The organism is Streptomyces luteoverticillatus (genome assembly GCF_003970715.1).
Taxonomy (GTDB): domain Bacteria; phylum Actinomycetota; class Actinomycetes; order Streptomycetales; family Streptomycetaceae; genus Streptomyces; species Streptomyces abikoensis.
Map to the genome: position 1 here is coordinate 723596 of NZ_CP034587.1, position 17614 is coordinate 741209.

Consider the following 17614-nt stretch of genomic DNA (forward strand, 5'->3'; position numbering starts at 1 on the left):
GGAAGCCCCAGGCGGGCCGTCGTCGTTCGTTCGTATGCGGTGGGGTTACAAGCCGGCCCACTGGTGGGCGACGCGTGTCGACCACGCGTCCGTGCCCTTGACGGAGACGTCGTACTCGTAGACCTGGCCGACCACCGGGTACGGCTCGGGGGCCACGTGGACCTGCCGGTATCCGTTCTCGTTCGGGGGCCGGCCGGGGGCGGTGACGGTTCGCAGAAGTGCGCCGTCCTTGAAGATGCGGATGGTGTAGTCCTCCGCCCCTTCGACCGGCAGCCACATCACGTGCACCTCGTTCGGCGCGCCGCCGTCCCGCCAGACCTGCACGTCCTTCGGGGCCTCCGGGGCGGGGGCCGGCAGGGTCACGGTGAAGGCGAAGCGCCGCCCGGCCCGGTCCTCGAAGGAACCCTCGAAGGTCGTGGCGGTGCCCGGGTAGGTGTGGTGGCAGGTCACCACGGAGCCGGGGCCGGGAATGTCCACGATCTCCGCCGCCATCAATCACCCCAGGTGATCTGGCCCTTGCCCGCGACGGCGTTGCGGATGGTGGCGGACACCTTGCGCGGGTCGTCCTCGAAGTAGCCGAGCTGGACGTCCAGGTCACGCGGGAGCCGCACGGTCACCGTGGCGGTGGCGGTGTGGCCCTCAAAGCCGGCGTCCTTCCAGGACGGAACGGTGACCGTGACGGTCTTCTCGCCGTCGGCGGTGAAGACATGCCGCTCGGTGACCTTGCCGGCCGAGACAGCAGGAGTGGCGAGCGGAGAGCCGTCGCCCCAGTCCACCGTCACGCCAGGCTTGACGCCGGTGGCCGACAGCACGCCCTCGAAGTTCGAGCCGACGTCCATGGCCCAGGAGATTTCCACGGGCAGGACAGGCGCGGTCCTCACGGTCTTGGTGTTGCCGTCGGCGTCCGTGACCGTGACCATGTGCGCGCCGAGCGTCTTGTACTCGTGCTCGACCACGACCGGGTCGGATCCGATAGTGATATCGGCCATGTGGCCGTCTCCCCAATCCAGGCGCGCGGGGCCGGCGGCTGCGCCGGCCACCTGCGCGCGGTAGTACCTGCCGTTGCCCCGGTCCGCCGCGAGCGCCACCGTCATCGGCGGGCGGGCGGTCAGAGGGCGGGCGTTGAGCTGATAGGTGGCCGTGAACCGGCAGGCTCCCGGGTGGCCGGCGGTCAGGGCGTCGCCCGTCATGAACGGGCCGGTGACCTCGGTGAAGCGGCTGAGGTAACCGTCCGGTCCCCGATGCTGGTCCCGGCATGCGGCCAGCAGGGCACCCCGGGCCTGCCGGGCGAGGAGCGAGGCGGCCGGCCGGGAGGCGGCAAGGGCTTCAACTGTGAACATGCCGGAGTCGATGAAGCGCGGGTCGCAGGCCTTGCCGCCCACCCGCCGGGCGACGACCAGCGGCAGGAGCCCGGCCCACTGCTGCGGCATCGCGACCCGTACCGCCGTGCCGGCGGGCAGGTAGGCGCGCAACGCCTCCAGGACGAGCGCTTCGGTGTCGGGCAGAACGTACACGTTCACCTCCGGCTGCGGGGGCCGCTACCCGCGCCCACCACGTGCTCGATGGCATGGATGCCCTCGACCCATTCGCCAGCCTTGGTGAAGTGGCCGTAGTTGATCGAAGCGCTGTTGCGGTCCTCCAGGTTGACCGAGTAGCCCTTGCGGTGCCGGCGGACCTTGATGCCGTGCTCGAACGCGCCGGTCTTGCGGTGCGGCGCGGCCGCGGCCTTGATCTCGCCCGCCACGACCGTGGCGTGGGCCTTGAGAACCTGCATGACGCCGGGCATCCCGGCAACGGTCTTATGGATGTTGGGCTTCACGTACGCCACCGCTGCCCCCTTCGATCACGGCGGACACGTAGCGGGTACGGCGCGAGGCCCCGTGCACGCGCGGCGGGTCCACCACGTGCCACAGTTCGCCGTCCATCTCGACCCGCGCCCACGTCTGCACCGCCTCACACGGCCCGGTGATCACTTTCCGGCGTACGGGTGCCGCCCAGCCCGTCGCCACCCCTTCCGGGGCGTCCAGGGGCTGCACAAAGGCGCGGATGGTCGCAGGCCGGCCCAGGCCCGGGGCGGTGCCGCCGTACCCGTCGTCGGTCTCAGCCGGCGGGTACACCCGCAGCTCGACCGGGACCCGGCGATCGAAGATCACACGAGCCCCCGCTGGTCGGACGGGTCCGGGTACGGGTAGCCGGCGCACCGGTCGGTGAGGGCGACGGCCCGGACAGTCTCCAGCGAGCGCAGGGCGCTACGGCCTGACAGCCGCTCGATCAGCAGCTGCTCGCCCTTCGACAGGGAGCCACCCACCGCGCCCTGCTCGGGCATGCGGTAGCTGTACTCACCGGCCGATTCGCTCACGAACCCCTCGGGGTTGCGCACGCGGCGCTCGGCCACCGCCAGGACGATGGCCTTGACCGCCGCCGGCACCGGCCGGGGCCGGCCGTCGACGACCGCGCCCCAGGACGGATTCCCGTACGCCCGCACGATCGCCGAGGCGTCGTCCAGGGCGGCCTCGGCCTGCTCACGGTCGGCCCCCGTGAAGGTGCCGCCGTAGCGGCGTTCCAGTTCGGCGAGGTCGGCGAGCCGGCCCGCGGACTGTGTGTCCGACACGTGGGGCCCGCCTTACTTGCCGGTGCCGTTGCCCTTGAGGGTGATCGGCACGTACCGGCAGAACTCCGCGAGACCGGTGATCGGGTCGGGGCCCTCGAACAGCGGCTTGGCACCCGCGAAGACGTCGCAGATCGACAGGTCGGAAAGGCCGGCAGTGTCCCAGTCCTGAATCCAGCGCATCGCGTAGCCCTGGTAGGACTCCGAGCCCGAGTGCTTCACGCCCATGGACGCCTGGGGGGCCCGCACGACCAGGGCGAACGCCTCACGGGTCATCGCCAGCGCGCCGCCCTTGATGTAGTTCGACTTGAAGACCTGGAAGTTGAGGATGTCGCCGACGTTCGCGCTGCGCAGGGCCTCGGTGCTGCCGGACTGGTCGGCGCGGACGAACAGATCGTCCTTGAGCAGTTCACCGTAGAAAGCGGGCGAGACGACCAGGATGCGGCCGGTGTCCGGGACGTTGGCCTCGTCCATGGTGACGCCGGCCGCGATGATGGCCTCGCGCACCGCCTTGGCCTTGGACGGGTCGACCGTGGCGGTCTCCGGGACGGCCTTGATGGCGGCGTTCATCGGCTCCGCGATGGTGCCCTCGATGCGCTCGCCGATCTTGCGGACCTGCGGGGCGAGGACCTGGGCGGCGAAGCTCTCGATGTCCAGCGTCAGCTCGCGCGAGGTGACCTTGACCGGGTGAATGAAGTGGTGGTCCAGGCGGACCGGCACCGAGGACTCGCGGACGTCGAGGTAGCCCTGGGTGCCGCTGCCGATGTTCGGCGTGGCGGTGCCGGCGTCGTGCGCGTCCTGCGTCTGGCCGGGCTTCTTGATGTTGACGACGTTGCCCACGCCGCCGGCGAACTCGCTCTCGGCATCGCGGTGGACCAGACGGCCCAGGACCAGCTCGGCGGCGAGGAGGGAGAGGGCCTGACGGGCGACCTTGCCGCCCGCGTTCTCCGTAGTGATGAAGCTATGAGCCAAGGGGTGGTGCAACTACTTTCGGTACGCGAAAGCCCCTGGGTGCAGGGGCCGGGGGAAGGCGCGCGGATCAGAAGCTGATGGCGCGGATGCGGCGGGTGATCGCCTCGGGGTCGTGCTCGGCCGGCGCGTCGGGCTCCAGCCCGCCCTTGCCGGTGACGGGCTTCGGGGCGACCAGTGCGGCGAGCTTGCGGGCGTCGGCGGCGATCTCCTCGGGCGTCTCGCCCTGGAGGCGTGCCGCGAGGTCGGCGGGCAGGTTGACGCGGGCGGCTTCCTGGTGCCGGAGCACCGAGACTTCCAGCTCCGCCAGCCGGTTCTTATAACCAGCGGCCTCGGCGTCTGCCGCCTTGGCTGCGTCCGCGAGGGAGCGGGCCTCCGCCTGCGCCTTCTCGTACAGCGCGCGGTAGTCCACCGCCGCCTCGGCCTGCTCTCCTGCCGGGGCGCGCTCAGCGGTCGGCGACTCGGCCGGTACCGCTGCGGGCTCCTTGCCGCCGAAGACTTCGGCCGGCGTCGGGGTCGGGGCGGCCGGCGGCTGCTGGGGGGCGCCCACCGGGGTCTGCTCGCTCACGTGGTGCTGCTCTCTTTCTCAAGTTCTCGACGCCATTCGGCCAGGGTCAGGCCGTCCTTGGACTTCTCCTGCCACAGCCGCATGTAGCGCTGGTTCGCTTCGGGGAGCGTGTGGGTGCGGGAGAAGATCGGGCGCGGCTGGCAGTGACAGTCAGGGTGGTAGCGCACCCCGTCCGACATGCCGGCCGTCGCGGCCGACTTGTAGACCGCGCCCCGGCTGGCGAGCATCGCGCACCAGGCGCACGGGTCGGCGTCGGTCTCCCGGTAGTAGCCCAGCGCCTTCGGGTCGCAGCGTACGGCCTCGGCCAGGGCTTCGCGGCCGCCGTCCTCGGCGATCTGCGATCCGGTGCGGGCGGCTTCCTGCCGGGCGGTCGTCATGACCTCGGCCAGTTCCTTCTCGAACTGCGGGTCATCGAGCCGGCCCCGCCGCTCGGCCGCGCCCCGCGCCTTGTCCAGGCGGGCCGTGACCTCGCGGTGGAACGCGCCCTCGGCGCGCCGCTGCTCGGTGCGCTCGTCGTAGCCGACCCACGGGGAATCCTCCACCAGCAGGTGACCACCGCGGCTCGCTGTGCCGGCCTGCGCGCCGGCGGCGCGGTTGAACTCGCGCCACAGCCCTTCGAGGGTCGGCCCCTCGGCCGTGGCCGCGCCGGGCAGGTTGACGACCGTACCGGTCTCCAGCGCGCGCAGTAGCCGGTAGAAGGCGACGGCCAGGGCGTAGGACTTCCGCCGGCCCCGGGCGACGCGGGCCCGGTACTCGCGGCCCAGCGGCCCGGCACCGGTCCGTACGTCCTGCGCGGAGATGCCGGCTAGCCATGCGGTCAGGTCGGCGGCGACCTCAGCGGCTGTGCGCTCCTGCGCCCGCCGGTACGCGGCTGTCGCCCGCAGCGCGTCCGCGCTCGTCGCCATCGTTCACCCCCTCGTCGGGGGCCTTCGCCTGCTGGCTCGCGGCGATCTCGCGCAGCCGCTGTTCCTGGGCGGCCTTCCACTCCTTGACCGCCTCGTCGATGTCCGACTGCGTGAAGCCGGGGACCTTGCGCAGGACGATGCCGAGCGGGACGCCGATCTGCGACAGCTTCAGGCCGGCGTCGGCGGCCTGGGCGAAGGAGCGGTTGCCCCGGTCGGCCCAGACGACTTCGGACTCTTCGTCCTCGAAGCCGGCCCGGTCGCCGGCTACCAGGGCACACAGCCTCATGACCGATTCCCAGCTCTCGCCGAACGCGGCCTGCACTTCGGCGACCTTGCGCATGAACGCGGACTCGGCCGCCGCAAGCGCGTCGGCCGCCATGTTGACCATGTCCGACATCACGTAGTGCGGCGGGGTCTCGGTGACCATGCAGGCGTGCTTGACCGCCATGGCTATGGAGTCCTGGAGATCCTTCGTGGACTGGGCGGGGAGCTGTCCGAACTCGGTCTCGGCGTTCGGGGAGACCAGCAGCGTGGAGGGGTCCAGGACCGGTGGGAGGAACGTCGGCTGCCCGTTCTCGTCGCGCACGGGGTCGCCGTACTCGTCCAGCACCTCCACCGGCGCGAGGCCGGTGGCGAAGCGGATCGCGAACGCGCCGTAGTGCTGGGCGATGAGCATGTTGAGCGTCATCTGGTTGATGCGGTCCTGTGTGGTCATGACCCGCTCGACCAGCCCCTGAGTGCGGCCCTGCAAGTCGACCGCCGGCGCGAACCGCACGACCGGGCACACGCCCATGCCGTGCTGCTCGACCTTCGTGACCTTCGGGTCGCCGGACTCGAAATCCAGGTGGTAGACGGCCTGGTCGTCGATCAGCCGGCCCGTGTGCGGCTCCTGGCCGCCGTCGCCCGGTGTGCGGTCCAGGTGCAGGGCGTACAGCGGAAAGGGGTCGAAGGTGGGGTCCTCGTAGACCGCCACCGTCTTGACCGCGTCGTACGCGCGCACCTGCGGCCGGTCCCGCTTCTCGCCCGGCCGCATCCCGGGCAGGACGGTCACGTAACTGTGGCCGGCGGCGAGCGCGCCCCGGTGGACCTGGTGCTGCCGCTGGTCGAGCCGGTTGGCCTGCCACCACTTCCACTCGGGCGCGTTGGTGTCGCTTCCCGAGCGGCGGTAGCCGTCCACGCCCATGGCGTTGGTCGGCGCGTCCACGATCAGCGGGACGATGTTGTCGAAGGACCGTTTCACCAGGGCCCGGAACTCCGGGTTGGCCTTCTTCGGGATGAACGGTGCGCGGTGGAAGCCCCGCAGGTACCGGTCGGCCAGGTTCAGCCGCTCGTAGTCCCGCTGGATCAGGCCACGGGCGTGGCGTGCGCGCTGCGTGAGCACGCTCGCGACCTCGGTCAAGCTGTCAATACCCTTCGTACGCGGTCAGCTGTGCCACCGCGCGCTGTGGCTTGAGCTTGCCGGACTCGATCAGTCGCCGACGGGCAATCCAGCACAGCAGCAGTGCTGCGTACGCATCGACCTTGTGCCGGCTCTCGCGCGACTCCTTGCGGAAGCTGATGCCGTACTGATTCGGCCGCTTCCGGGCGTTCTCCACGTGCCTGCGCAGTGTGAAGTGGCCTTGGTGAAGGAGTTGGTGGGCTTCGATGGCCCCCACCATGGCCATGTTCTCCGTGGTGATCTCGCGCTGATTGGCGCGCATGTCGTACCCCACCGCGGACCGCGCGTTCGAGCGGATCAGCAGCTTCGGGCCGTACTTCTCGGACCACTGGGCGGTGTAGGTCTCCCAGTACGCCACGTCGGAGAGGAACGCCACCACGTTGTAGGTGGTGAAGGCGTTCGCGACGGCGTCGCTGACGACTTCCTTGTCCACCTCCCAGCCGGCCCCGGCGGGACCGTCGGGCTTCTCCCACACGCCCAGCGGGACGCACATCGCATCGCGCACGCGCATGGCCACCAAGGCTGTGCTGTCGTCGGCCTCGCCGCCGTCCAGGCCCAGGACGATGCGTTCGCCCGGTCGCAGGTCCCGGCCTTCGACCTCGCACCGGCCCCAGTCCTCGGGGTCGACCAGCGCGTCCTCGGCGACGGTCGTCTGGTTCAGGTACTTGCGGCGGGACTCGTCCTCGGTGGTGGACGCCGACCAGATCTCCGGCATGACCCGGTCCGGATTCACCCAGACCGCATCACCCCGAGTGCACAGCAGCGCGGCGCGCAACTGCTCCTCATCGCCGAGGTCGACGCCGGAGGGGGCTTCGACGCTGTCGTAGTACAGGCCCGTGGCCCGGTTCTTGCCGTCACGCTGCTTCTGGAAGTCGTACAGCGTGTTCTCGGCCACCGAGTCCTCGCCGACCACCGGGGCGTTGGTGATCTCCATGTACCGGCCGGAGACCTTGGCGCAGTTCGCGCGGATCGTGGCCGCGAGCTTCGGGCCGTGGTTGCCGGTGACCCAGTGCCACGTCTCGTTCATCAGGGCGAAGCTCGGGCGCCCGCCTTCGGCGGCCCGGTAGCTCGACGCCTTGGCTTCCAGCCGGCAACGCCGGCCGTCGGGCAGCGTCGCGTAACACTTCTCCTGGCCCAGATCGACCGCGTACAGCGCGATCGTCTCGTCCGTCAGCAGCCCCAGCAGGGCCGACATGGTGTTGGTGTTCTGCGTCGCCGAGGTGGCGAAGATCTGAACCCACGGCTCCTTCGCCGGCACTCCCCGAGGCGAGCCGTCCGCGCGCCAGCCGCCGAAGCGGCACGGGCCCATCAGCTCGACCCAGCACACGGACGCCATCATCGGGTCCTTGCCCCAGCCCTTGAGGCGCCTGAGCGTCCCCGAGGTATATGTGAACTCGCCCTCGGCGTCGATGGCGTACCAGCGGGCCAGGATGCGCACCTGTTCCGGGGTGTACCGCCAGTCGGCCCGGAAGCGGTGGGCAGTCCACCGGAGGATGTCCCGGGCAAGGGTCAGCTCGGGGACGGTGTCCTCGACGGTCCGCACGGGGGCGAAAGCCGGCGCGGGCAAGCGCCACCCCCGTTCGGTTCAGTCGGTCATGTACTGGCCTCCGCGTCGCGCCGGGCCTCGGCCTCCAGCCGGGCCAGCAGCACCGGCGGGACGTCCTCCGGGCAAGAGGTAAAGGGCTGCGTCATGTCATGCGCCCACAGGGCCCGCGCCTGTTCGTGCGTGACGCCTCGATCGAGGCAGGCCCCGTAGTAGGCGATCGTCCGGGCGATGCGCAGGGCCTCGTTCGACGGGCCGTTCCCGGCCCTGCTCTTGCGGCGGGCCATCAGCGGCGACCCGCCCACCGGGCACCGGCCGCCGAGCGGGAGTTGTGCCCACGCTCTGGCCCGTCGCCTTCGCCGCGGACCTTCGCCAGCAGCGCGCCGGCCGCCTGCCGGAGCTGCCGGGCCTCGGTGATGCCGGGGTGCAGCACGAACATGCCGGCGCGGTTGCCGCCCGGCACCATCTGCCCCTCGCGGCGGACTAGGTCGTCCAGCGACGCGGCGCGGGCCAGCATGGGGGCGGCGATGTCGATCGCCGCCAGGTCCGCCGGCTCCAGCTCCAGCTCGACCTCGAACCCGTCGACGAGAGCGGCGCGGATCTTGTCCGCGTCCTTCAGCTTGGGATCGATGCGCAGGGCGTCGTCACCTCGGATCTCAGTACGTGGGGGATGCGGCTCTCGGCCAGGCGGCACAAGGGGCGAAGCGGGGAAAAGAGGCGGCCTCGGGATCGCACAGAAACCGAGCTGCTGTCACGCCCCGGTCAGGAAGAATCATGATCAGGGAGCCACCCCCCTGGGGTCGCGAGGTTCGCGATCACTCAACAGCGACCGATCACGCGACACGAACGACAAGTGATCAACAACGTTGAAGCGACAGCGCAGGAGCAAGCCGCACCACCAGGAGCGGCAGCACCCCGGCCCAGCCCACCGAGGGCACGCCACGACGGACACCGCACCCAGACACCACCGTCAGGGCCCGCGCACCAGCACTGTTCCCGAGAACCCGTTGAGCGATGCAGCGAACGCCACCGACCCCCGCCCTCCACACCCACCGGCCAGCGCTCCGCGCGGCCCACCCTCCGGGCCCGCCCCCGGGGTACGGACGGGAACCACCCTGGGTGCTGGTGCAGGGAGGAGGGGGCTTACAGCGCCCCAGGGTGGGGCCTGCGACTTGTGGGACGCTCACGGGTCTCACGGGCCCGCCTTCGGCCGGCCGCGGCTTCCTGCGCCGTCTTGCGGGCGTGATGCCAGTGGCACAGCGACCACAGCGCCTCGGGCCGGTGGTCGTGCGGATCGAAGCGGTGGTCCACCTCGGACGCCTCCTCGAAGCACGGCAAGCCCGTGTCGTAGCGGATCCACTGGCAAAGGTGCGCGTCCCGGGACAGGACAGCGGCGCGGATGCGAGGCCAGTTTCGTGGGAGCTGAGCACGGCGGGTGCTGGTAGACCAGTTGCCGCTCAGGCATCCTCCCTGCTGGCATATGGAAGTCGACGCTCAGCGCCCCGCCCGGGGTCGAACCGTGGGAGGAGAGTCACCACGGGACCGCGCCGGGCGGGGCGGTTGCAGGGCCGCGCTACGGGGCGTCACTCGTCTTATGCGCACGCACGCGCGTGGCGCTCTCGGCCTTGCATCCTGATTAAGTTCGGGTGGGGTACAGCAGGCTGAGGCGCCCGCCGCGAGCGCCCCGAAGGGCCGCGCTGGACGCCGCGCCCAGCAGAAAAGGTGCTGCCCGCCCCTTCTTCCCCTATTACGCGTTTAGGAAAGAAGGTACGGGCAGCGTCTCTTTCGCTGTTCCTTCAGTACGAGATCACGCGGCGGCTTGCCCTGCGGTCCCGCTGCCGAACTTCCTGTCGCGGCCGTGCGGCACCGGCTCCCCAGCTTTCGCCCACTTGATCGTCACTCGTTCGCTGCCGTTAAACCTTCCCCCTCTCTTGGGGACTTCTTCACGATCACGTAATCGATCGCCAAACGGAGCAAATCCCGCTGCATGGACAGGGTGGCCGTATTCCACAGCTCTCGAACCTGCTCCGGCTCGGTCAGGAAACCCACGGCGTCCAACGATGTCGTGGGGCCATGCTGGGCAAGGTCCCTATTGGCCTCGCTGAGAACTTCCCGGGCTTCCTGTTCATGCTCCTCAAACAGGTCTTCCATAAGGTCGTAGCGGCCCTTGTTGCGGTCCTCCATGAGCCGCCGCAGACGCTTTTGCGCTGCCTCCACCGCTTGCACAGCTTCCCGGTGGGCCTTGGTCTCCTCCGGCTTCGTGAGCAAAGCCCATCGCTCGGCCACAGCCAGCAGCAACGGGTCTCCCGCGTCAGAACCACCAACTCGGTTGATCCAGCGAACCGCCATGTAGTCCTCGATGGCCTTCTTGTTGACGGAGGCCGGGGCGGGGCAATCAAGCCCAAGGTAGTGATGCCGGTAGCAGCCGTAGGAATCGCTACCGCACATAGTCATGGCGCCTTTGCAGCCCCCGCACCGCAGGGCGTCCGTCATCAGGTGGATAGCCACGCCCCTCTTGGTTGCTGCGGGCTTGTGGTGTTTTTCGACCTCGGCGAGGGCCTGCGGTTGTCGACGGCTCAGGTTCTCGCGCGCCGCCTTCACGATGTGCAGGGGAATCGGCTCTGTGCCCTCGGCGAGGACGGACACACGCTGTCCGCGTGAGTTCTTGTACGGGATGGTCGGTGGCGCGTTGCCTGCCGGGTTCCGTATGGTCTGCCATCCCTCGTACACGGGGCTGTTCACGAGTCGGTGCACTACAGAGATGGTCCAGGCCCCGCCCTTGGGGGACGTAACGCCGTCCGCGTTCATGCCGTGGCAGAGCTGGCGGCCGGATACCTTGCCCTCGGCGAGAGTGAAGAAGATCCGTTCCACGGTGTCCCATCGATCACCGTGCTCTAGCTTCCGGTCCCCGTTGACCTTGAATCCGAACGGTGCTTTGGCTAGCCACTCTCCCCGATCGCGCTGTGTGCGCTTGGTCTGCACGACGCTGTCAGAGAGCCGCACCGAATACTCGCGGGCCTGCTCGGCGTAGTCGATGATCCTTCGCCGGTCTCCGGGCTCCATGGAGTCCAAGCGGTCGTACCAGAAGATGACGCGCACCTTGCCGATGACCTTTAGGAGGTCTTCCGCTCCCTTGCGGCTGAACCGGTCGAGCCGGTAGCACCAGAGGACGTGAATCTTGCCCGTGGCGAGAGCGTGCAGGGCCTCGTCGAAGTCTTCGCGCTCCCGTTCCTTGAACGCTGACCCCAGCTCTGACCACACGTACTCCGCCGGGACCAGCGCACCAGCTTCTGCGGCCTCTCGGTGGCCCTGCTCGATCTGGGCTTCCGTGCTCAGCTCGCGGCGTCGGTCGCCCGCCCCGTAAACCTTCGACTTACGGGCCAGGATGCCCCAGAGGGGGCGGCCAGCGGTGGAGCCCATGTCTTCCATAGTCGCTCTGACCTGCGGTTTTCGCTCGTTGTGGCAGAAGGCAGAGTGTTCTTGCCGCCCAGGGGGTCGGCCAGGGGTGCTCGACGTCCGGGTTGTAGATGTAGGGCACGGCGTAGTCGATCAGCGTCTTGCCGGCGAGCCGGTCGGCGATGGCGGACAGGGCGGCGACGGCGTTGTGGCCGTCGATGCCGTTGATCACCAGGCCGTCGGAGGCGGCCGCCGCGTCACCGAACGTGTGGAGCTGGATGCCGGGGTGCTCGGCGAGGAACTCCTTGAACGGCGGGGTGCCCATCATGTCGGGCTCCGTGCGGGCCAGCGTGGCCCGGGGGTCACGGGTGCCGACGTGGACCTCGTGGCCGAGGCCGGCGAGCTTGGCGATGTGGGCGCGGGCCCCGCCACCGGTACCGAGGACAGTGATTTTCATGGGAAACCTCCCGTTTTGCTCTATGCGGACAGGTCCACCGTAGGGTCCTTTCAGGACAGAACGTGTCCTCTGAGCGGCATCATGGAATTCATGACGGGATGGAATTCATGACGAGCGGCATGACCGCCCGGCTGCTGCGGCTGCTGTCCCTGCTGCAGACCCGCCGGGAGTGGTCCGGCGCCGGCCTCGCCGAGCGCCTCGGCGTGACGGTCCGTACCGTCCGCCGCGACGTCGACCGGCTGCGCGAGCTGGGCTACCCCGTCGACAGCGCCCGCGGACACGCCGGGGGCTACCGGCTCGCCTCCGGCACCGACCTGCCGCCGCTGCTCCTCGAGGACGACGAGGCCGTCGCCGTCACCGTCGCCCTGCGGACCGCCGCGGGCGGCCTCGCCGGGATCGAGGAGAGCGCCCTGCGCGCCCTCGCCAAGCTCGAGCAGGTCCTGCCGCGACGGCTGCGGGGACAGGTCACCGCCCTCCAGTCCGCCCTCGCCGGCATCGTCTGGGAGGACCGGGGGCCGCGCGCCGACCCGGCGCTCCTGGCCACCCTCGCCGTGGCCTGCCGCGACCACGAGATCGTCACCTTCGACTACACCACCCGTCACGGCACCACCACCCCGCGCCGGGCGGAGCCCTGCCACCTGGTCGACTCGGGCGGCCTCTGGTACCTCCTGGCGCACGATTCCGGCAAGGACGACTGGCGCCTCTTCCGCCTCGACCGGATCTCGGACGCCAGACCGACGGGCCGGCGCGTCCCGGCCCGTCCCGTGCCCGGCGACGACCCCGCCGCGTTCGTGGCCGGCCGCCTCTCCTCCGTCCCCACCCGGCACCGCGCCGTCGCCACCGTCCACGCCCCCGCCGACCACGTCCGCGCCCGCGCGCCCGGCCTGGCCACCCGCCTGACGCCCGTGGACGACGCCACCTGCCGCGTCGACGCCTCCGACGACCACTTGCCCCGCGTCGCCCGGACCCTGGCCGGTCTCGACGCCGACTACACCCTCGACGCCGACCCCGCCGTCCTCGACCACCTCCGCCGCGCCGCCCACCGCATCCTGCGCGCCACCGGCTGAGGCCTCGCGCCGAGTCCTCGCGGCGGGGAGCAGCCGAGCCACCGGGGGGGGAGCGGCCGGCGCGCGGCGCGTCAGACGGTCGAGCCCAGCAGGGTGCCGACCCCGTACGTCACCGCCATGGCCAGCGCCCCGCCGATCACATTGCGCAGCGCCGCCGGGCCGATGGTGGCACCGCCGAGCCGGGCGCCCGCCCAGCCGGTGGCGACGAGGGCGGCGAGGACGGAGAGGACGGTCACCGGGAGCCGCCAGTCGGCCGGCGGCAGGACGATCAGCAGCAGGGGCAGCAGCGCACCGGCGGTGAAGGAGAGGAAGCTGGCCACGGCCGCGGCCCAGGGGTTGGTGAGGTCGTCCGGGTCGATGCCGAGCTCCACGCGCGCGTGCGCCCGCAGCGCGTCGTTCCCGCTGAGTTCCCGGGCGGCGGCCTGGGCCACGCCATGGCTCAGGCCGCGCCGCTCCAGCGCGGCGGTCAGCGCCGCGAACCCGGCGCGGGGATGCGCGCGCAGCTCCTTCTCCTCCAGCTCCAGCGCCGCTCGCTGCGCGTCGCGCTGAGCGCAGACCGACACGTACTCGCCGGCGGCCATCGAGAGCGAACCGGCCAGCAGTCCCGCCAGTCCGGCGGTCAGCAGGGTGCCCCGATCCTCGGTCGCGCCGGCGACGCCGACGACGAGTCCGGCGGTGGACACCACTCCGTCGTTGGCGCCGAGGACGGCGGCACGCAGCCAGTTGAGCCGCGCTTCGGTGGCCTGGACGGGCCCGACGTGGTGCGGCGGGTCATGATCGCTCACGGGGCAAGGATCCCGTCGGGCCGGGCGGGGCCGGTGCGCGGCGCGCCGGAGCCCGAAGTTCCTGTGATTGTCAGCCAGTTGGCGCGCATTCTCCCTCTGTGACATAAAGGATGACATGGCGGATACGTTCAGGAACGCCGAGGCCGAAATCAAGATCATCCTTGCGGGTGGGACGGCGGAGGACGCGCGCCGGTCTCTGGGGCTGGAGCCCGGGAACGGCAAACGCCTCGGCATCCACTTCTGGGACGCCCCCCGGGAGGACGGCGAGGGCATCCGCCTCCCCCTGGCGGAGGCCGGGGCCATCATCCGGCTGCGCAGGCCGGACAGGGGCACCAAGGGAAACAAGGGCGGCGGCAAGGGAGACAGGAGCGATCTCACGGCGAAGCTGCGGCCGTGCGACCCGGCCGCCCTGCCCGCGAAATGGCGCGAGAACCGCGGCGGCAAGGGGTGGGAGTTCAAGGTCGAGGAGGACTGGAGCGGCAGCGACCGCGTCTGGTCGGCCTCGCTCAAGGTGGACGGGACCTTCGAGCCGCCCGCCTCCGGCGACGGGAACGGGCCCGCCCCCTGGCCGCCCCCGCTCACCCCCGGCCAGCGCGACCTGCTGGCGCACGCCGGGATCACCGACGACGGCCTGCGGGACGCCGTCGCCCTCGGCCCGGTACGGGCCGCCAGGTGGAAGCTCTCGCGGCCGGACCTGGCCCGGCCGCTCACCGCCGAGTTCTGGAGCGTCGGCGACGACGGCCCGTGCTTCCTCGAACTGTCCCTGCGCGCCCCGCACGCCGACGCCCCGGGCGCCCAGGAGCTCCTGGAGCGCATCGTGCGGGAGCAGGGCCTCCGGCCCGCTCCACAGCAGGCGTCGAAGACCCAGACGGTCATGACCGAGCTCGCCCGGAACCACCTGCGCGGGGCGGGATGACACATCCGGCGGCCGCGAGGCGACCGCCGGACCGATCTCTTCGGCGGCCCGTCAGTGAGCCGTGCGGGTGTTCCAGATCGCCTGGCTGCCGTCGTAGATCACGACATTGCCGTCGTCCTGGACGGCCAGGCGCGAGCCGGGGTGCCCGGCGGTGCCCGAGTTCCAGACGGCCTTGCCCGAGCGGGTGTAGACCACGAAGTTGCCGTCCTCCTGGAACGCCGCCCGCCAGCCGCTGTTGACGGTGTTGGAGGCCCAGCGGGCCCGGCCGAACTCGTCGTAGACGACGAGGTTGCCGTCGGACTGCATGACCAGCGTGGCGGTGTCGGACGACACCGACTGGTTTCTCTCGAGGACGAACGGCGCGTTGCGAACTTCTGTCGACATGGCTGCGGATGCGCTCGTCCGGGTCGCGCCGGTCGTCGAGGAGGTGTGATCGAGGGTGGCCGCGCCGGCCTGGCCGCCGAGGGTGACGGCCATCAGTGCCGCGGCCGCGAGCGTCGTTGCGGTCTTCTTCCCCACGAAAGGATCCCTTCGTCGAGTTGCTCTTCCACCGGTGCCCCCGGGTGAAGGCGGGCGGAAACGAACTCTCGCAGCTTCCCCGGTCACGGAGGACCGCTCGGTTCCCGTATGACGGGTTCACACCGACCTTTGGCCAAGGAACTCGCGTTCGATGCGTTTCCGCCGGTGAAAACCCGCGCGTTTGGCGGGAACAAGACCGGTACGGTCCTCTCATGTGGTCCTGCTGGAGCGGCGCCACAGGAAGTTGACGGCGGCGTGGACGGCGAGCGCCACCGCCAGGGCCGGGAGGACCTCCCAGGGCACCGCGCCGAACGCCGCCAGCAGGGCCAGGGCCGGGACGGCCAGCGCGGTGGGGAACGTCCCGATCAGTGCGAGGCGGATACGGGTACGGGTACGGCGGTGGCTCACGGCCGGGCTCCTTCGGCGGAAGAGGACGGGGGAAGAGGGCGGAGGGAATCGGAACGGGCGGCGTCCAGGTAGTCGGCCAGTTCCCGCCAGCCGTCGGCCGGAGCCTCCGGCTCACCGGACATCGCGGCCGGGTCGTCACGCCACGCCGCCCGCACGCCGGTGGAGATCCCCGCGTCGCCGCCGGTGAACAGCGTGCTCAGCTCGTCCATGCGCGTCACCAGGCGCCGGACCTTCGGATCGGTGGGCGGGACCCCGGCCGTACGGAGCCGGTCGGCCCGGCGGTAGAGCTCCGGCCATTCGATCTCCAGCAGATAGTGCGCCGCGGGTCCCAGGGCGGCGGCGCGCGTCTCCAGCACCCGCAGCTGGTCGTCGTCCAGGTGGCGGCGCAGCGTGTGCTCGCCCTCCGGGCCGGTGCCGCCGAGGGCGTGCAGCGCGTCGAGCAGCATGCCGGTGGTCGGGTACTGGCCGGCCGCGAGGCTGTCGTCGAGGCGGCGCAGCCGTTGCCGCAGCACGTCGAGCGCGGCGATGGAGGCCTCGACCTTCGCCAGGTGGTCCCGGACCAGCCGCCCGGGGTCCACTCCGGCGTCGAGGCAGGCGGCGATGGTGTCCAGGCCCAGCCCCAGGCCGCGCAGGGCGAGCACCTGGTAGAGCCGGACGAGGTCGTCCTCGGTGTACTCCCTGTGCCCGCCGGCGGTGCGCCGGGAGGGGCTGAGCAGGCCGATGGTGTCCCAATGGTGCAGCGTACGGACGGTCAGCCCGCTGGCCTCGGCGAGCGGACCGACCTTCCAGGTCGTGGAAGCGGTCATGGGGACAACGATGCATCCTCACGCCGCGTGAGGTTCAAGCCGGGACGGCGATCAGGCGACCGGTACGGCTAGTAGCGCAGCACCGCCGCCAGCCGGTCCTCCTCGGCGAGGGTGTCGTCCCGGACGAACTCGACGTCCGCCCCGTTGTCCAGCGCCGCCTCGACGATCTCGTCGACGACGTCCTCGCGGATGGCGGGGTCCGCCGTCAGCGGCTCGGCGGGCTCCTCCAGGCGCACCGGGTGGCCGCCGTTGCCGTCGACGCGGGCGGTGATCTGGTAGTGGTCCTCGACCGCGAGGAGCGCCACCCGGCCCTGGCGGACGGTCTGCCAGATCTCGTCCAGTCCGGAGGTGAAGCGCTTCTGGCCGCGCGCGTCGCTGAGGCGGCGCAGCACCTCCCCCTGCCGTGCGGCGCGGCGCTCCTCGAACGCCGGGCGCAGCACCTCGGCCAGCGCGTGCGCGGACAGGCCGATCGCGCCGCCCTGCTCGGTCCGGGAGGTGATCGCGCCGGGCCTGGGGCACAGCTTCTCGAGGAGGGCGATCTGCTCGCGCAGCCCCACGACGTACAACGGCCGGGGTTCGCGGTCCAGTACGGGCATGAGGGCCCCGACGACGGTGCGCGTGTACTGGCGTTCGCGCTCCACGTGGGCCTCCTCGCGCGCGGTCGTGGCGTGGCTGCCGACCTTGTCGAAGTTGGCGCCGGGCAGGGCGTCCTCGTGGTCGGGGAGGGAGGGGCGGACGGGGAAGCCGTTGGCGATGGTCTCCACGAGGTGGTCCCCGGCGCCGTCCCACAGCCGGGTCTCGGCCTCGGAGAGCACCAGCACCCAGTACGGCTCCTCGGAGAGCCGGGCCGCGACCAGGTTGCGGGTGAGGAAGGTATCCGAGACGACGACGCGCTGCGGCACGGTGCGGGGCAGGTACCAGACCTGGTGCTCGCCCGGCGCGGCCAGGATGAGCAGGCCGTCGCTGGAGTGGGCGAGGTCGACCTCCTTGACCGCCGCGTCGATCTGCGCCTCGACGTCGATGCGCGCCGAGCGGCTCGCCTTCGGGTCGTCGGCGAGCCGTCGCTTGGCCTCCGCGACCGTGTTGCGCAGCCTGACCTGGTCCTCGGTGCTGGTCGGGGCACGGCGCGTGGTCGGCAGGAGCAGTGACACGGCCGGGTACGGGCGCTCACGGCGCAGGTCGCGGAGCGTCTCGTCGGTCAGCTCGCCGATGTCCATCAAGGTCCTCCT

At 71.1% G+C, this 17614-nt stretch carries 21 protein-coding genes; 2 read left to right on the plus strand and 19 right to left on the minus strand.

The annotated features are described in order from the left end of the window. Positions 1 to 45: 45 nt before the first annotated feature. The 14 genes from EKH77_RS02880 to EKH77_RS02945 form a co-directional block, all read right to left on the minus strand. Positions 46 to 492, minus strand: a complete 447-nt coding sequence (locus tag EKH77_RS02880; protein ID WP_126912865.1) for a hypothetical protein — start codon at positions 490 to 492, stop codon at positions 46 to 48. Beyond that, on the minus strand, positions 492 to 1514 hold the full coding sequence (locus EKH77_RS33315; RefSeq protein WP_206279798.1) for a PKD domain-containing protein: 1023 nt from the start codon (positions 1512 to 1514) through the stop codon (positions 492 to 494). Before EKH77_RS33315 ends, EKH77_RS02880 begins: the two co-directional genes overlap by 1 nt. Before the next feature lie 2 nt (positions 1515 to 1516). Then, on the minus strand, positions 1517 to 1774 hold the full coding sequence (locus EKH77_RS02890) for a DUF5403 family protein (protein ID WP_240667191.1): 258 nt from the start codon (positions 1772 to 1774) through the stop codon (positions 1517 to 1519). A gap of 25 nt (positions 1775 to 1799) precedes the next feature. Next, positions 1800 to 2153, minus strand: a complete 354-nt coding sequence (locus EKH77_RS02895; protein ID WP_126912867.1) for a hypothetical protein — start codon at positions 2151 to 2153, stop codon at positions 1800 to 1802. Next, on the minus strand, positions 2150 to 2611 hold the full coding sequence (locus tag EKH77_RS02900; RefSeq protein WP_126912868.1) for a hypothetical protein: 462 nt from the start codon (positions 2609 to 2611) through the stop codon (positions 2150 to 2152). The genes EKH77_RS02895 and EKH77_RS02900 overlap by 4 nt, the downstream gene beginning before the upstream one ends. A 12-nt stretch (positions 2612 to 2623) precedes the next feature. Further along, positions 2624 to 3580, minus strand: a complete 957-nt coding sequence (locus tag EKH77_RS02905; protein WP_164737721.1) for a P22 phage major capsid protein family protein — start codon at positions 3578 to 3580, stop codon at positions 2624 to 2626. A gap of 67 nt (positions 3581 to 3647) precedes the next feature. Beyond that, on the minus strand, positions 3648 to 4145 hold the full coding sequence (locus EKH77_RS02910; protein ID WP_126912870.1) for a hypothetical protein: 498 nt from the start codon (positions 4143 to 4145) through the stop codon (positions 3648 to 3650). Then, the gene (locus EKH77_RS02915; RefSeq protein ID WP_126912871.1) at positions 4142 to 5050 is read right to left on the minus strand and encodes a hypothetical protein; all 909 of its coding nucleotides are present in this window, start codon (positions 5048 to 5050) and stop codon (positions 4142 to 4144) included. Before EKH77_RS02915 ends, EKH77_RS02910 begins: the two co-directional genes overlap by 4 nt. Further along, the gene (locus tag EKH77_RS02920; RefSeq protein ID WP_164737722.1) at positions 4980 to 6449 is read right to left on the minus strand and encodes a phage portal protein; all 1470 of its coding nucleotides are present in this window, start codon (positions 6447 to 6449) and stop codon (positions 4980 to 4982) included. The genes EKH77_RS02915 and EKH77_RS02920 overlap by 71 nt, the downstream gene beginning before the upstream one ends. A 4-nt stretch (positions 6450 to 6453) precedes the next feature. Continuing rightward, positions 6454 to 8055 carry a terminase gene (locus tag EKH77_RS02925; protein ID WP_126912873.1) on the minus strand — a complete coding sequence of 534 codons (1602 nt, stop codon included), beginning with the start codon at positions 8053 to 8055 and terminating at the stop codon, positions 6454 to 6456. 26 nt (positions 8056 to 8081) lie between these two features. Beyond that, positions 8082 to 8318, minus strand: a complete 237-nt coding sequence (locus EKH77_RS02930; RefSeq protein WP_126912874.1) for a hypothetical protein — start codon at positions 8316 to 8318, stop codon at positions 8082 to 8084. After that, positions 8318 to 8725 (minus strand): hypothetical protein, encoded by a 408-nt coding sequence (locus EKH77_RS02935; RefSeq protein ID WP_126912875.1) that lies wholly within the window; start codon positions 8723 to 8725, stop codon positions 8318 to 8320. Before EKH77_RS02935 ends, EKH77_RS02930 begins: the two co-directional genes overlap by 1 nt. A gap of 1202 nt (positions 8726 to 9927) precedes the next feature. Continuing rightward, positions 9928 to 11451 (minus strand): recombinase family protein, encoded by a 1524-nt coding sequence (locus EKH77_RS02940; protein WP_164737723.1) that lies wholly within the window; start codon positions 11449 to 11451, stop codon positions 9928 to 9930. Beyond that, positions 11405 to 11884, minus strand: a complete 480-nt coding sequence (locus EKH77_RS02945) for an NAD(P)-binding domain-containing protein (protein ID WP_346429045.1) — start codon at positions 11882 to 11884, stop codon at positions 11405 to 11407. The genes EKH77_RS02940 and EKH77_RS02945 overlap by 47 nt, the downstream gene beginning before the upstream one ends. A gap of 107 nt (positions 11885 to 11991) precedes the next feature. Here EKH77_RS02945 and EKH77_RS02950 point away from each other — a divergent pair, with 107 nt between their 5' ends. Beyond that, positions 11992 to 12951, plus strand: a complete 960-nt coding sequence (locus tag EKH77_RS02950) for a helix-turn-helix transcriptional regulator (protein ID WP_126912877.1) — start codon at positions 11992 to 11994, stop codon at positions 12949 to 12951. A 71-nt stretch (positions 12952 to 13022) separates the two neighbouring features. On the opposite strand, the gene EKH77_RS02955 is transcribed toward EKH77_RS02950, so the two are convergent. Next, positions 13023 to 13736 (minus strand): VIT1/CCC1 transporter family protein, encoded by a 714-nt coding sequence (locus EKH77_RS02955; RefSeq protein WP_240667193.1) that lies wholly within the window; start codon positions 13734 to 13736, stop codon positions 13023 to 13025. A 115-nt stretch (positions 13737 to 13851) separates the two neighbouring features. On the opposite strand from EKH77_RS02955, the gene EKH77_RS02960 reads away from it, so the two are divergent. Then, positions 13852 to 14652, plus strand: coding sequence for a hypothetical protein (locus EKH77_RS02960; RefSeq protein WP_126912879.1), 801 nt, complete (start codon positions 13852 to 13854; stop codon positions 14650 to 14652). A 51-nt stretch (positions 14653 to 14703) separates the two neighbouring features. Here the strand turns inward: EKH77_RS02960 and EKH77_RS02965 are convergent, their stop codons facing one another. The 4 genes from EKH77_RS02965 to EKH77_RS02980 form a co-directional block, all read right to left on the minus strand. Beyond that, entirely contained in the window at positions 14704 to 15171 is a 468-nt protein-coding gene (locus EKH77_RS02965) for a hypothetical protein (RefSeq protein ID WP_126912880.1), read from the minus strand. Between the two features lie 210 nt (positions 15172 to 15381). Beyond that, positions 15382 to 15579, minus strand: a complete 198-nt coding sequence (locus EKH77_RS02970) for a hypothetical protein (protein ID WP_126912881.1) — start codon at positions 15577 to 15579, stop codon at positions 15382 to 15384. Beyond that, positions 15576 to 16385 (minus strand): MerR family transcriptional regulator, encoded by an 810-nt coding sequence (locus tag EKH77_RS02975; RefSeq protein ID WP_126912882.1) that lies wholly within the window; start codon positions 16383 to 16385, stop codon positions 15576 to 15578. Before EKH77_RS02975 ends, EKH77_RS02970 begins: the two co-directional genes overlap by 4 nt. Positions 16386 to 16453: 68 nt before the next feature. Next, a complete protein-coding gene (locus EKH77_RS02980) occupies positions 16454 to 17602 on the minus strand; it encodes a hypothetical protein (RefSeq protein ID WP_240667194.1) in 1149 nt (382 codons plus the stop codon). Between the last annotated feature and the right edge of the window lie 12 nt (positions 17603 to 17614).

Excerpts from the sequence above, each read along its gene's own strand:
- EKH77_RS02880 (WP_126912865.1), bottom strand. The coding sequence starts at position 492 with ATGGCGGCGGAGATCGTGGACATTCCCGGCCCCGGCTCCGTGGTGACC.
- EKH77_RS02890 (WP_240667191.1), bottom strand. The coding sequence starts at position 1,774 with ATGCAGGTTCTCAAGGCCCACGCCACGGTCGTGGCGGGCGAGATCAAG.
- EKH77_RS02915 (WP_126912871.1), bottom strand. The coding sequence starts at position 5,050 with ATGGCGACGAGCGCGGACGCGCTGCGGGCGACAGCCGCGTACCGGCGG.
- EKH77_RS02930 (WP_126912874.1), bottom strand. The coding sequence starts at position 8,318 with ATGGCCCGCCGCAAGAGCAGGGCCGGGAACGGCCCGTCGAACGAGGCC.
- EKH77_RS02940 (WP_164737723.1), bottom strand. The coding sequence starts at position 11,451 with ATGGGCTCCACCGCTGGCCGCCCCCTCTGGGGCATCCTGGCCCGTAAG.
- EKH77_RS02945 (WP_346429045.1), bottom strand. The coding sequence starts at position 11,884 with ATGAAAATCACTGTCCTCGGTACCGGTGGCGGGGCCCGCGCCCACATC.
- EKH77_RS02950 (WP_126912877.1), top strand. The coding sequence starts at position 11,992 with ATGACGAGCGGCATGACCGCCCGGCTGCTGCGGCTGCTGTCCCTGCTG.
- EKH77_RS02960 (WP_126912879.1), top strand. The coding sequence starts at position 13,852 with ATGGCGGATACGTTCAGGAACGCCGAGGCCGAAATCAAGATCATCCTT.
- EKH77_RS02975 (WP_126912882.1), bottom strand. The coding sequence starts at position 16,385 with ATGACCGCTTCCACGACCTGGAAGGTCGGTCCGCTCGCCGAGGCCAGC.
- EKH77_RS02980 (WP_240667194.1), bottom strand. The coding sequence starts at position 17,602 with ATGGACATCGGCGAGCTGACCGACGAGACGCTCCGCGACCTGCGCCGT.